A 16,044-nucleotide genomic window follows, 5' to 3' on the forward strand; every position below is an offset into this window, starting at 1 on the left:
AAAAGATTAAAACCTGCGTTTAAACGCTTCTATAGAGGTTTAAATAAATTCCGATTTAATTTTTAATTCCTTATAAAAAATCTTTGGAATCTTGATTTCAAAGCTTCGATATCTTCAAAATTGTAATTTCATAGAACTTTATTTGTCGGATTACACACCTTGGATAGTTCTTCACATAACTAAAAGTTCGAAAGATAAATAATTAATAATTACGGGCAATTGATAAAGGCTCAAATAATCCAGATTTAAACAAAACTTTTTAATTGATGAAAACCTTATCAAAAGAGTTGTACTATGATAAAATATTAGGGGGTTGGGTTGGAAAAAGTGCAGGAGGTATTTTAGGTGCTCCAATTGAAGGATATAAACGATTTAATCAAATCAATATATCAAACGATCTCTTTAAAAATAATTTCCCAAATGATGACCTTGATTTGCAAATACTGTGGTTGGATATGGCTGCCAGAAAAGGCCCCAATATAAGGGAAAATGATTTTAGTCAGCATTGGATTAACCATGTTCTGTTTCCCTGGAACGAGTACGGTATTGCAACAAGAAATTTAAAGGCTGGACTTAATATTCCTGAAAGCGGTAAACACAACAACTGGTATTGGAATCAAAGTATGGGATCACCAATCAGAAGTGAAATCTGGGGTATGTTGTGTCCGGGTAATCCGGAAATGGCATCCTTTTATGCAAAGATTGACAGTTGTCTTGATCACGAAGGGTTTTCGGTAGAAGCAGAGCAATTCCTGTCTGCATGCGCTGCAATTGCTTTTTTTGAGACTGACTTAAAAGCGATCTTTAATGAAGCAATTAAATATGTATCTCAGGATGGTTCTTTCATATCCTTGTTTAATAATATCTCTTTATGGTTTGAAACCCATGGTGAAGAAATAACCGCTGGTAAAATAAAAAGCATGTATGGTGATGCTGACTTTACCTCCGCACCAATGAACGTAGGATTTACTCTACTGGCATTGCTTAGTCAGGGAGATTCCTTCGATAATATTACCCGGTCTTTAAATTACGGTCATGATAGTGATTGTATTGTTGCTACTGCTGCTGCATTGATCGGAATTATTCATGGTTATTCAAACATCCCGCAAATCTGGAAAGACAGAGTGGGAAATGACCTTGTTGTGAGTCCTGAAATAAAGGGCATCACAATACCTGAAAACTTAACTGAACTAGCGCAACTTACGGCTGAAACCGGCGCGAAATTTTCATCTGTATTCGGAACTACCACTATTGAAAACATTGATAATTTTTCTGAAAATACGTTTGAGGAATCATCTTTTCATGTAAGTTATAATTACGATTCTTACGGGGATTTCTTAAAAGATGAACCAGTTAAAATATCTGGTAAAATAGAGATTTTTAATGAAACGCAAGTCAATACATTTCGGGTAGTATCAAATGTTTTTAATTGTGAAATAGAATTCAACAAATCTACTTTTGAATTTACCATTCTGTTGCAATGGAAAGATCATATAAAAGGTGATCTATTAAATGGTCAATACACTAAGCCAAATTTCCCGTTTACTTTAATTGTTGATGATAAACCTATAGATGGAGGTTTACCTTACTATGGAAAATGGAAATTAATAGGTCCTTTTGTTTCAGACAATCCTGAACTTGAACCGATGGATCCGACCTATCCTGATCATGGCTTATCGACTATGCCTGGTGTACAATATATGAATCACGATAAGGTCGATTATGAATTGATCCCCCAAATTTCATCAATTCCAGAAGTTGTAACTCGTCAGGATACTCCCTTTTGTATTCAAAATGTTTTTCCAGGAGAATTTGTTATGAACCTGAAGGAATACTTCTATGGACTTGGGGAAAAATCTCTTGTACTGTACTCCCAAATTAATTGTGACCGGGAAATGAAAAAGTGGTTATCAATTGGCTGTACGGCACAGATCAAATTGTGGGTTAACGAGAAAGAAGTTTATACCTCCGATTGGGTAAAAAGGTTATGGCCGATGAGTCACAATACAGAACTTTTTCTGGACAAAGGGACAAATCATATCGTAATACAGCTAGGTTTTAATACTGATGATTACCTTATTTCTATAGGATTAAAGGACCATAACGAAAAACATCCTCATCAAAGTCAATGGGATGCTGAAACAGTCTTTACAGTACCGGAATAGATCAATTACGATAATCTTTTAAATAAAAATGACTGATTAATTCTCTTTTGATTTAGAAAAAAGAAAGAATTCTAAAATTATCAAAAGCAATTTAACTCAGATACCAAATAATTCATGAATCTACATTATAATGAAAAACTTTTTAATACTCATACTTGTAGCGATTGCCGTATTGAGCTGTGATTCGGGTCAGAATGATCCACTCAAAGATCACCTGGAACTCAATTCACCAGATAATACGATTACGTTAAAAACATTCATAAATGAAAATGGAGAAATATTATATTCTCTAACACATAATACGGTAACAAAAGTCTCGGATTCGAGATTAGGCTTAATCACAACTACAGATTCGTTGACTAAAAACTGGAAACTGGTTGATAGTCGTATAAGCAGCCATAAAAGTCAATGGCATCCTGTTTTAGGCCGCCTCGATACTGTTAATTGCGAATATTCCGAATTAGCTTTAAAACTTCAAAAAGAAGATAATAATCAAAAACAAATAACTATACGTTACAGATTATTTAATGATGGTTTAGGATTCAGATACGAAATTGATTCATGGGACGCTCTTGACTCACTTTATATTACAGATGAGTTTACAGAATTTAATATTGCAGAAGATGTTGATGCGTTATGGGCACGTTCGCATTATAAGCAATACCAAAAACCGTATAACAAAACTAAGGTCTCTGGGATAGATTCAGCACACACACCTGTTACTTTTCAATTTACTGATCGTAGTCTGATGGCAATTCATCAGGCGTCACTCTGGGATTATGCTGATATGAAATTAAACCGTCTGAATAAAACCACCCTAAAGTCAAAACTTGTTCCATGGAGAAACGGAAATGCGGTAAATGCTAAACTTCCCTTAATCACTCCCTGGCGAACCATCCAGGTAGCTGATGACACACAGGAACTTCTTAGTTCATATCTCATTGAAAACCTCAATGAAAAATCGAAAATTGATAATACTAATTGGATAAAACCTTATAAATACATGGGTATTTGGTGGGAAATGCACATTGGCACCCACGAATGGAATTATGGAGAGAGACATGGTGCAACTACCGAAAGAACTAAAGAATTAATTGATTTTGCGTCAGAGAATAATATCGATGCAATTGTGGTTGAAGGATGGAATATAAAAAATTCTATTTTTGATGAGGATCCTGCAAACCCAACCTTCAGTTATCTTGAAGCAACCCCGGATTTTGACCTGGAAGAAGTAGTGAATTATTCAAAAAATAAAAATGTAGATTTTATAATTCATAATGAGACCATCGGAGCTATACCGACACTTGAAAAAGAAATCGATTCGGCCTTTGCCTATTATAACAAGTTAGGAATTACCGGAGTTAAAACGGGATATTCCGGTCGATTACCAAATGATGAATGGCGACATGGTCAATTCATGAATATCCATCATCAAAAGGTGATTGAAGCTGCCCGAAAGCATAAAATAATGTTAAATGTTCATGAGCCAATAATACCTACTGGCTGGGACAGAACCTACCCTTTTTATGTAACCAGTGAAGCAGTTAGAGGATCTGAAGTTGAGGCCTGGTCTGAAGGTAATCCGATAGGACACCCTGTACACCTGGCTTATACAAGATTACTTGCCGGGGCGATGGATTATACTCCGGGAATATTTGATATTCGTCTTCAAAGATTTGCTGATAATAAGAAGATCTGGCATCCGCGCGATGATGGCACTCCTAAACGAATTCATACTACGCTTGCTGCTCAATTGGCCTTATATGTTGTATTATACAGTCCATGGCAAATGGTCGCCGATTTACCACAAAATTATGAAGGAAACAAAGCTTTTAATTTCATAAAAGAGGTGCCAACGGTTTGGTCGGATATAAAGGTTTTATCTGATAATTTTGGTGAGCATATTGTTATCGCTAGAAAAAATAAAAAAAATTGGTATGTTGGTGGAGTAAATGGAGAAAATAAAACAACAGTATCATTAGACCTTTCCTTCCTGGATGACAATAAGGAGTATTTAATGACAATCTATTCTGATAGTGAAGAAACAAATTATGAAGATTCTCCTGAAAAATATTCCATTCAGGAAAGAACTGTTACAGCTAATGAAAACCTATCTATAACGATGGAAAAAGGGGGTGGATTTGCAATTTCGATTATTCTATCAAATAAACAGATAACAAGTATACAATAATGTTTCAATCGAAGATTTTATATTTTTTATTCTTACTGGTTATTTTAGTTTCGTGCAATACCAAAGATCAGGATAAGACTGAGAATATTGCGCCCAGTGTAGATAATCGACCGAACATACTATTTGTGTTGGCTGATGACTGGTCTTTTCCCCATGCAAGTGCTTATGGAGATAAAGTGATTAACACTCCGCACTTTGATAAAATAGCTCAGAACGGAATTTTATTTACAAATGCCTATACTCCCTCACCTTCGTGCACTCCCGCCAGAGCTGCAATTTTAACTGGCAGGTATCCACATGCACTTGAACAAGGCGGTAATTTATGGGGCACACTACCCAAGAAATATCCAAACTATGTTGACTTACTGGAAGAATCCGGATATGTAGTTGGTTTTCAGGATAAAGGATGGGCCCCCGGGAATTATGAAGATGGAGGATATACCCGAAACCCTGCAGGTAATGAGATTTCGAATTTCAATGACTTTTTCGAAAACCTGGATGAAAACAAACCGTTTTGCTTCTGGTATGGCACCAGAGATCCTCATAGACCCTACACTCAAGGTATCGGTCAGGCTTCGGGCTTAAATATTGATAACGTAGAAATGCCTGATTACTGGCCGGCAGATTCGGTTATTAATTCAGATATATTAGATTACTATTATGAAATCGAACGTATAGATTCTGACCTGGATAGATTAATGTTCAGATTGGAACGGACAGGATTACTCGAAAACACAATTATCATTGTAACCAGTGATAATGGAATGCCGTTTCCTAGAGCAAAAGCCAATTGTTATGATCTGGGAACTAAAGTGCCTTTAGCGATTACGTGGGCAAAAATGGCAAATAAATCAATCAAGCATGAGGGTTTTATTAATCTTATTGACCTTGCGCCGACTTTACTTGAAATAGCTGGTTTAGATGTTCCTGAAGAAATGCAGGGTAAAAGCTTTGCTAGCTTAATAATAGGCGAAGCCTCGGATTACAACCATCAAAAAGAGGTATTTATGGAACGGGAACGGCATGCTCATGCTCGATTTGAAAATTCGTCCTACCCTATTCGAGCGATCAGAGACAGCACCTTTCTTTTTATTCATAATCTAAAACCTGACAGATGGCCAGCTGGAAATCCACTGCCCAAGAGTAAAAAAAGCTTTATTGATATTGATGATGGCCCTTCAAAGTCACATATGATTAGCATGAGAGACAAATCAATAGAGTTTGCCAGGTATTTCGAACTTTCAACTGGTAAAAGACCTGAATTCGAATTATATAATATCCTTGATGACCCGGATCAAACGATAAATCTTGCGGGAATGACAGAATATAAAAATATAGTAAACGAGTATAAGAGTAAAATAAACAAGTGGCAGGAAGAAACCGGTGATCCAGCTATAAAAAATCTATCACCCTATCCATTTGATGAATATAAATATTACGGCAGATTATTGGATGAATTAACCATCGAATCCAGATAACTTTTCTTTAACCACTTATTAATTCCCTAATGAAAAACTCAATATTTTTTCTAGTTATACTAATCGTAATGTCAGCCTGTAATAGTCAAAAGGCCGAAACTGACAAGAAAACACAAAAAAAGCCAAACATAGTTTTAATTGTAGCTGATGACCTGGGGTACATGGATCTGGGTTCTTATGGAAATACATATTTTGAAAGCCCAAACTTAGATCGGCTTTCCGATAAAGGCATTCGCTTCACAAACACTTATTCAGCTTCTCATGTTTGTTCCCCTACCCGATCAAGCTTCTTAACCGGTCGCTATCCGGCAAGAACTGGTGTGACAAATTACATTTATGGTACTAAAACAGTAGAATCCTCACCAGTATTGCCTGCGAAATCAGCAGACAGACTTCCCCTGGAGGAAATTACTATAGCTGAAGAGCTAAAAAAGCAAAACTATGTAACTGGATTAATGGGGAAATGGCACTTAGGCGAAAATACATCTTTTGGCGAATCTGATCCTGAATTTCAGGGTTTTGATCATACCATAGGTTTTGATTTCGAATTGCTACCTGTTAATGGAGGATATGAGTGGTACAAAATCGGTGATACCTCTAAAATATATAAACTACCAGAAATCACTCAGAGTATTACTAAAAATTCTGTTGAGTTCATAGAACAGCATAAAGATACTTCGTTCTTTTTGATGGTTAGTCATTTTGCGGTACACCTCCCACTTCAAGGCGACTCCACTGAAATTGAATATTTTAAGAATAAAACAAACCCAAAGCCTGATGAATATAATCCGGTTTATGCTTCTATGATCAAACAGTTGGATACCTCTGTTGGTGATATTATGAAAAGTCTGAAAGCAAATAACCTTTTAGAAAACACAATTGTGATATTTATTTCTGATAACGGTGGTCTTGCTATGGGTGAGGCAGGTTCACAACCCACAACAAATGCCCCTTATAGATCTGGAAAAGGAACCATGTATGAAGGTGGCATCAAAATCCCTATGATCGCCTTCTGGAAAAATCATACTGAGACAGGGGTAATTAACAATTCAATAATTTCAACTGTTGACATTTTTCCTACATTGCTCTCATTTGCCAATGCTGAAGCCTCAAATGAGAAGGTAATTGATGGTGAAAACATGAAATATGCTTTTTTAAGTGATACGCTAATTAATAGAGATGATATATATTTTCACTATCCTCATTTTAGTAATCAGGGAGGAAGACCAGCCAGTGCTATTAGAAACTCCAGATATAAATTAATTGAGTTTCTTGAAGACGGGAAGTTAGAACTATACGACATTATTGAGGATCCATATGAGACTACTAATATTGCTTCAAATCAAAAAGAGATCACCACTGCATTGCATGAAAAACTGCTTGATTGGAGAGAAAACGTAAATGCAAATATGCCGATTAGAAAAGATGAAAAATAGTAAGCTACTACCTGGGATTTTCTTTTTATTGAGCCTTGTTTTTGGTTGTAATGAAAACAAAACGGAGGAACCTGATTTTTCACCTATTATTGATGAATACCTGGCTGACCCTTTTATAGTTAATGTCGATAGTGGATATTTTCTGTATGCCACTGGTCAGGCAAAAGATGAAAAGTTCATTCCCATTTACTTTTCCAGAGATTTAAATTCCTGGGAGTTTTTAAACGGAGCTGTTTCAAAAGGCGATACTTCAGATTGGAATTTCAAAAACTTTTGGGCACCGGAAGTTTTTGTTTATGATAACCAATTTTATCTGTATTATACTGCGTCGCCAAAATATTCACCCAAAAACAGCGGCAATCGGGTTGGTGTTGCGGTATCAAGTCATCCATCGGGTCCTTTTAAAGATTTAGGACCAGTAATAAGCGAACCTTCATTAGATGGCCATCCTTATAAACTTGAGGATGGAACATTATTAATGTATTATGTGGCAGAAAATGGTCATTCTCAATTTAAGCCGGGTATTATTTTAGTTGACACCCTAAAAACTCCTACAGAAACAAAAGATAATCCAAAAATAATAATGGACGAGCTAGGATGGCAGGAAGGACCTTTTATAACCCAATCAGATCAGGGGTATATTTTGACTTATAGTTCAGGCGGCTGGAAAAAACCAACTTACCATGTACGGCAGAGCTATTCTTCTTCTCCACTAGGTCCTTTTAAAGATCAAAATGACACGATCATTTCTCAAAATGATGAGATGTTTGGTCCGGGACATCATGCTTTCTTTAATGACAATGAGGATAACCTTATTATGGTCTTTCATGCCTGGGATACTGCAATGACTAAAAGGTATCCCCGAATGCTCCCTGTTAAAAAAGAGAGTAATAAAATCACACTAATCGATCGCTAATTCTCAAATCACTTATTACAGATTCAAATTAGTCATTCTTATTTCTATGGATTTAAAAATATGAACCTTTAAAGTCCAGATTTTTAATAATTTATGAATGATTACCTCTCCCAAATGAGGTGATAATTAGTAAACCCAAACATGAAATAATTATGAAAAATCTCAAAGCAATTGCGCTTCGGCAATTGGTATTTTACTGTGCCTTTATCTTAATATTTTACCAAATTCCGTTGACATCTTTCGGTCAAAGTAATTGGGAAAATTTAGCCCCCGGGGCGGGTGGTCAAGTACAGGATTTGTATTTTGACCCGCATGTAGAAAATCGTATCTGGTTGTCTAGCGATCAGGAAGGAAGTTATGTTTCAGATGACCTCGGACAAAGCTGGGATTTCATTGGCAGGGATTTCAGCCATGGAATGTCATTTATAATAAGGAAATCCAATAACCCTAATGGCCGAATATACCAGGGAGGCCTCTGGGGGGCGCATTATTCTGATAATGGCGGAACAAACTGGACTCGAATAGAAACCACCAAAGCTGATGCAATTGCAGCCATTGCAATTAGCCCTGACGATTCGACTGTTGTATTAGCTCCCAGCTGGCACACAAAAGATCCTCAGAAAATCCAGGCCAGTATATCTGATCCAATTCAGGAATTAACCGGTGAACGATATGTTTATATTTCTACAGACGGTGGAAATACCTTTACTAAAAGTGTATACGAACCTATTGATGGTTATGACCATGTTTATGAGGTATTTATTCATCCAACAACAGGAATTATATATTTGGGTGCTGCATCAGGTGTGTATTATTCAAATAACTCACAAGGAAGCTCCTGGACTCGGGTTGATAACCCTACAGACGCTTATTTAGGGGTTGATGGAGGAATAACAACCTTCACACTTTTTAAAAGTGATGGAATTACAATCGATCCGAATGGATATAAATTCAGTGGTGGATGTACCGGGATAGGGTTTTCTCCTTCCGGTGACAGAATCTATGCCGTATTTCAAACTGCGGAAAGAGAATGGGCCATTTACAGTACCCAGACAACTTCTTTAAGTTCCTCAAATCCAGGTTGGACTAAAATCAATAATAATTTACCGGTGGAACCTCAATGGCACATTCCGGTAATAGATCCTAGATCATCATCAACTGAGCACAAAATCTTACTGGGAACCACATTTCTTGGAAGCAACAATAGAGTGGGATTGTATGAAGGTACAATCACGCTGGATGGATCAAATAATATCACCAATAACAACTGGCAACAAATTATAAAAAAACCTGATGGAAATACTTTTACTTTCGAGGAAGGATGGGAAACAGCAAGTTTAATCTCCAGGGCATATAATTATACCCCAACAAGCTGGTCTAACCGATTGATTATCACTGCCGGAGGAAATAACTATTTTCTGAGTACAGATCCTGCCGCTCCCGGATGGCCAGGTAATCCAGATAGCTGGTTACCCATTTATACTAATGTTTCCAGTCAAAATTTTGGCCCTGAACATACATATTTCTCTACCGGATTTACCAACACGGTTTCTTATGATATAGATACATATGAAAATTATGCAGTCCAGGGTAATGCAGACCAGGGAACCCTGGAAAGTTGGGATTTTGGACTTAGCTGGACAAAAAACACAGTACCAAGGGGCATAACTAATAGTCAGTCGGTAGCTATTTCTAATACCAACCCTCCTTTAGTTTTAATTGATTCCAGACCAGGTTTTGGAATAGCCAGTAAAACAATTGGAAGGTTATATGCAAGAGAATTGACTAACCTAAACCTACAACCAGAAGCTGATGACTGGAAATTAATCGGAGGCGGATCAGATAAGTCCAATATAGTCAATGGACTACCAAATAGACAAATACAGGGAATAGCCCTCGATAACTTTCATCCCAGCAGGGTTTATGTTGGTTTGCGCACAGAATTTGGTGTTGGAGGAATCTATTCTACAGAAGAATTGGAAAGCATTTTTGATGGCGATGCCAATTGGGTGGAAATATCCACTGCTTCAATGTCAACTGAGCCACAGTTTAACGACATTCATATTGACCCAAATAACTCCAATGTAATTTGGGCCGCTGGCAATAACTTATACAAGGGTACCCGAACAGCACCATATACCTGGCAATGGGAGGAAATGAATTTAACTATCGACGATATGTATGTTTGGGATGATAATGGCAATACTCGGGTAGCAGTAGCCGGAACTGTCTCAGGAAATTATGAAGTGTACTTAATCGATAACCCTGATTCTACCGGATGGAATTCAACCGGAAGATTTATACCAACCGGACTAACAATAGAAGAAACCCTGAACCTGAGACCACAAGTTTGGGTAGAACCTGATGAGACTATTACTTTCGGGCTAATGGCCGGATATAGTAATCAAATATTTATCGGAACAGAAAATACCCAGCATAAAAAGGGGCTTGGTGTATTCAAAGGCACTATTGCTGCTAATGGAACTGTAACCTGGGAAGATTTTACAGGCGATGACCAAAATATGGATTTTATTTACTCCAGGGATAACTCGGCAGATTCTAAAATTATCCGGGAGTCTAATGGTGATATCAACTATTATATACCCACTTTCGGTACAGGTGTCTGGCGAAGAAACATCGATACGAACGCTCCTGATCAATCCTTTAAGGTGGAGACCAGTTCTTTGCGATTTGGCAAAGAGGCTAATGAAAGTAAAAACTTCGGAATTGCTTCCAATTCGGGATGGACAATTTCTAATATTCCTTCCTGGATCACTGCCTCGCAATCTTCAGGTACTGGCAATGACACAATAACATTAACAGTAAATTCACCCAATATTGATATTGCCAAAAGAACAGCTACAATTGAAATCACTTCTAATGGTCGATCTATTGAAGTATTAATTACGCAGGAAGGAACTCCCATTCCTATAGATTATTTGAACTCAGAAATTCTAATTGATGGTTTGCAGGATGATCATTGGGACTCTTTAGATTGGTACGATATCACTGAAAATGTATTTGGAACGACCACCGATTCGCAAGATCGGTTCAAAATAGCATACGACCGTCAGGGGTTATACATTTTAGTAAGAGTTCAGGATTCAACCCCGAACAATTATTTACAAGGAGACACACTTTACCTTGGTGATGACATTGTTGTGGGAATAGATATTGGTAATGATAAAAATAGCATTATCACATCGTCTGACTTTTTATTCAGAGTTAGAAATGATGGATTTGTAGAAGCGCTAGGTGAATCTGAAAGTTTAGGCGTAACTACATCAGTAAACAATATATCTGCCGGTTATGTGTATGAACTATTCATTGACTGGAATGATCTGGGCACTGTTCCAACGAATCAAGCTGAATTAGGATTTGAAATTTCAGTATCTGACAATCAAACAGGAACAAATGTTGATCAGGTAAATCAATGGTTTACCAGCATAAATATAAATACCAGTAACCCATTTCAATGGGGAAATACTGTTTTAACCGGACCCGACATCCCCTGGTTTGAAGAGTTTAGTTTACCGGTAAATACACTGGAAGATTCAGGGACGACAGCCTGGTCGATCGATTTAAGTCAAGCCTCGCTGGCTGATGCAAATGATTATTTTAAAGTAATCGAAGGAGGAGTTGTTGAAGCAAGAGATTTAGATGGAGAAGCTGTCCTCACCACTGAATTTATTGACATTTCACAGGCTACGGACCTCAAAGTATCCGTTCTGGCAAAAGAAAAAGGAGATAATTTCAGGGAAGAAAATTCAAACTACATCAAACTATTTGTTAAAATCGATGATGGTGAAGAAATTCTGGTTGATCAATTAGTAGGAGATGCTGAAGTCGATGATGAGTTCATTATATTGCAAAAAGATGGTTTATCAGGCGATTCACTCCAGGTTATTGTAAAAGTAGCCAATGATCGAGGTGGTACCTTCCATACAATCGACAACCTGCTAGTAGATTTCGGTTCACCAGAAGTATGTAGTGAACCCCAGGATCTTCAGATTACCAGTTTAACGAGTGAATCAGTCTTTCTCGAATGGACAGTACCTCAACAAGGACTCTCAACTTTTGAAGTTCAGATCAAGGAACAAAATGATTCAATCTGGACATCTGAAATCGTACAATATGAAACTGAAACCAACATCGTTGATCTAAATTCTGATCAGCAATATAACTGGAGAGTTCGACAAACATGTATTACATCAAATTCAGATTGGGTTGATGGAAACGATTTTAAAACACTTTTACCAGTTAATCTGGTTACAATTTATAGAGAAACATTCGATAAGGATAGTTGCTCCAGCTCATTTGATGATGTGGTTAATTATGAATGCTATGTTGATTCAATAGTGAATTATTCTGGCACAGCATTTATTGATGATAAATTTAATAATGGAACATATGAAAATGCATCAAATTTAAACCACGTATTTTTAGGTGATTCACTCCAGGATTTTTCCATATCAGGTTTAAATACCACAGGATATACCAATCTGATTCTTCAATTTGGAATTCAGAAAAATGGAAATAATCAAGATGGATCAGATTTAGGAGTTTTTATCTCTTCAATAGACACGGGATTCAATGCAATTCCAATAAGCCTACCGACAGGAGATAGTACTTCTTCTTTCTGGTATCAATTAACTTTAGATAGTCCCGACCTGATCGAAAATGACTCCTTAACAATTATATTTCAGGCATTGGGAGGTTCAAAATATAGAATTGATGACATCGAAATTCTGGGAGAATCAACCCAATCAGTTACTTGTGATAACCCACAGGAACTCATTTCATCCGGTATCGGATTTAATTCAGTCAATTTATCCTGGGCACAAATTTCTACTGCCACTCAAGGGTATGAAATTAGAGTGTTTGAATCAGGAAGCAGTCAGTATCTATTAGATACAATGCTTACTGAAGAGAATATATCGATTGATGGCCTGACACAAAATACAACCTATACCTGGGAAGTAAGATCTAATTGTAGTGCAAATACCCAATCATCATGGGTAAGTAGTAACTTTACTACCCTGGCAAATCAGGAACAGGATTTATTCAAAGAAACATTCGATCAGCAATCATGTAGTTCTTCATCTAGTGATGTCGCTAATTATACCTGTTATTCCGAATCAAATGCTACACATTCAGGTACGGCTGTTATCAATGATAATTTAAATAATGGCACTTATAGTGGAGCAACGAATGGCAATCATGTTTTCTTGAATTTTCAGGGAGCCACGTACCAAATCGAAGATATCGACCTTACTGGCAATACCAACCTTCAGTTAAACTTTGGTATCCGCAAAAATGGAAAGAATGAAGATGGATCTAACTTGTCATTAGAGATTACAAGCGACGGTACTAATTGGCAAACGTTAAGTGTTACCCTGCCTACAGGTGATGGCACCAACGACCAATGGTACTTAATCGAAGTCCCAATTTCATTGGCTGCATCATCTGATTTTGGAGTAAGATTTACCACATTGGGAAGTCCTAAATTCAGGCTAGACGATATATCATTCACTGGGACACTAAATCTATCAAGTCGATTGCTCAACACTGAAGACGATCTGGAGGAAGAATTATCTGTAGATATCGACCGACTTAAGGTTTATCCTAATGGGTTTAATGACCAATTAAATATTTTAATACCCAATGATATGAATGTTGATCAAATAGTAATTTATGATTTGACGGGTAGGATGTATTTTAAAAGTTCAGGAAATTCAACTGAAAAAATTCAGATAAATACATCAAACTGGAAAAATCAACTTTACTTGTTGCAGTTAACCGACCAAAAAGGTGAACTTTCACATATAAAACTGATTAAATCAAATTAAATAATTAATATCCGGGATAGTTTGATGACTATCCCGGAATTTTTTAACATAATAAATAATGATTAAGCTATTTTTAAAAAGTCCTTTCATCTTACTCTTTCTTTTGGTATGTCAATGTAATACAACCAGTGAGAATGATAATGCTGAGCATAAATCGGTTCAGAATAAAAATCCAAATATAATATTGATCCTTGCCGATGACCTGGGATATGGTGATATTGAAATTTATAATTCCAATTCTAAAATCCCCACACCCAATCTTAATAAACTGGCAGAATCCGGAATAAGGTTTACCGATGCCCATTCTTCCTCATCGGTTTGTACTCCGAGCAGGTACAGCATTTTAACCGGTGAATATGCATGGCGTAGCCCTCTTAAAAAAGGAGTAACCTGGGGATATTCTCCATCACTAATTGATACGACTCAGTCAACTATTGCCTCGTTACTTTCTGACTATGGATATAATACAGCAGCAATTGGAAAATGGCATCTCGGATTAAACTGGCCTGTGAAAGATGGTCATGATGCCCAGTGGGAAAATCCTGAAATTCACCCGGCAGCATACACAGGAGAATCAATTGATTTTAATTCACCGATAAAAGTAAGTCCTGTTGATCACGGGTTTGATTATTTCTTTGGTATACCTGCATCACTAGATATGAAACCCTATTGCTTCATTGAAAACAGAAGTGTGGTGGATTTACCGATGAAAATGATTGAAGAAAACAAGGAAGAAAATGGATTGATCAATTGGAGAAGTGGATTGGCTGCTTCAACATTTTCTCATCAGGATGTATTACCGACCCTTCAGCAAAAAACCCTTCAATATCTTAATAGCCAAAAAGATAGCACAAAACCATTTTTTTTATATTATGCCTTAACAGCCCCTCACCTGCCAATTCTCCCTGAACCTGAATATAAAGGTAGTACCCCGGTAGGTGATTACGGAGATTTTGTCTATAATATTGATCAACTTCTTGGGGAGATTATGAATACCCTGAAAGAAAATAATCAACTGGAAAATACCATCGTTATTTTCACTAGTGATAACGGTGCATATTTAAGGTATTTTGACCCAGAATCAATGCACCAACCCAATGCCTACTTGCGTGGTCAAAAAGCAGATATTCATGAAGGCGGACATCGGGTTCCATTGATTATTAGTTGGCCAGGTAAAATTGAATCAAATACAAGTTCCAATGCCCTTGTTGGTCTTACAGATTTCTACTCGACATTTGCTGACATAGTATCAGCGTCCAAGACTAGTAATGAGGCTACCGACAGTTATTCACTTTTGCCGGTTTTGTTGGGCAAGGCAGATAAGGTAACAGGAAGAGAATTTATGATCCATCATTCTTCTCGTGGCGTTTTTGCCTTGAGAAAAGACTCAATAAAACTTATCGAAGGCCTCGGTTCCGGAGGGTTTACCCTACCCCATACCATTGTAAATGAAAATAAATTTGAGAAATATCAGCAATATAACTTAGCTCAGGATTCAACAGAGCAACATAATATACATTTAAACACGAATTCAAACCAATTGATTAATGAACTGGAGGAATTTGTAGAGCAAGGAAGAGATTCGAATGAATAATGACATATTACCTGGTGAAAAGATAATCTGACAAAGATCGAATTAATTGTATAATTCTAAATACAGTATGATTTGCAGAAAAATATCGTGCCATGTACTATGAATACGGATTACAAATCCGATGATAACAGTCCGACATAGCAAATGTCGAACAGCGAATTTATTTAATAGAGAAGTCTTCAAAAATTTGAACATCCTCCTGGCTCAAGCGTCGCGCTTGGGCCATATAGTCCATTGTAAGCAGGATTACCTGACGGCGATCCTGCTCTGGGATCGATGCTAATGAAAACCCATCCTGCTATCGCAGGAATTGTTTTATTGCTTATAGCTTCCTGGCTCAAGCAAGCTTGGTATCATATAAAATTGTTCCATCAGTAATCTATTGTCCATGGTTCAAGCGTCTCGCGTGGGCCGT

The 16,044-nt window shown here is 37.0% G+C and carries 8 protein-coding genes; 7 read left to right on the plus strand and 1 reads right to left on the minus strand.

Going from position 1 to position 16,044, the window contains the following annotated elements; translation table 11 throughout:
* Positions 1-266 precede the first annotated feature (266 nt).
* From HH304_RS08120 to HH304_RS08150, 7 genes are all read left to right on the plus strand, one after another.
* Complete coding sequence (locus HH304_RS08120) at positions 267-2,165, plus strand: ADP-ribosylglycohydrolase family protein (protein WP_169680023.1); 1,899 nt, start codon at positions 267-269, stop codon at positions 2,163-2,165.
* A 130-nt stretch (positions 2,166-2,295) separates the two neighbouring features.
* Positions 2,296-4,356, plus strand: a complete 2,061-nt coding sequence (locus HH304_RS08125; RefSeq protein ID WP_169680025.1) for a glycoside hydrolase family 97 protein — start codon at positions 2,296-2,298, stop codon at positions 4,354-4,356.
* Entirely contained in the window at positions 4,356-5,834 is a 1,479-nt protein-coding gene (locus tag HH304_RS08130) for a sulfatase family protein (RefSeq protein WP_169680028.1), read from the plus strand. The genes HH304_RS08125 and HH304_RS08130 overlap by 1 nt, the downstream gene beginning before the upstream one ends.
* A gap of 29 nt (positions 5,835-5,863) precedes the next feature.
* Positions 5,864-7,270 (plus strand): sulfatase, encoded by a 1,407-nt coding sequence (locus HH304_RS08135; RefSeq protein WP_169680029.1) that lies wholly within the window; start codon positions 5,864-5,866, stop codon positions 7,268-7,270.
* Entirely contained in the window at positions 7,260-8,186 is a 927-nt protein-coding gene (locus tag HH304_RS08140) for a family 43 glycosylhydrolase (RefSeq protein ID WP_169680031.1), read from the plus strand. Before HH304_RS08135 ends, HH304_RS08140 begins: the two co-directional genes overlap by 11 nt.
* 152 nt (positions 8,187-8,338) lie before the next feature.
* Positions 8,339-14,035, plus strand: coding sequence for a sugar-binding protein (locus HH304_RS08145; RefSeq protein WP_169680033.1), 5,697 nt, complete (start codon positions 8,339-8,341; stop codon positions 14,033-14,035).
* Positions 14,036-14,093: 58 nt separating this feature from the next.
* Positions 14,094-15,629 (plus strand): sulfatase family protein, encoded by a 1,536-nt coding sequence (locus HH304_RS08150; protein WP_169680035.1) that lies wholly within the window; start codon positions 14,094-14,096, stop codon positions 15,627-15,629.
* A gap of 179 nt (positions 15,630-15,808) precedes the next feature.
* Here HH304_RS08150 and HH304_RS08155 read toward each other — a convergent pair whose 3' ends face one another.
* On the minus strand, positions 15,809-15,970 hold the full coding sequence (locus HH304_RS08155) for a hypothetical protein (RefSeq protein WP_169680037.1): 162 nt from the start codon (positions 15,968-15,970) through the stop codon (positions 15,809-15,811).
* Positions 15,971-16,044 lie beyond the last annotated feature (74 nt).

Origin of the sequence: Marinigracilibium pacificum, from assembly GCF_012926615.1 — a bacterium.
GTDB lineage: Bacteria > Bacteroidota > Bacteroidia > Cytophagales > Cyclobacteriaceae > Mangrovivirga > Mangrovivirga pacifica.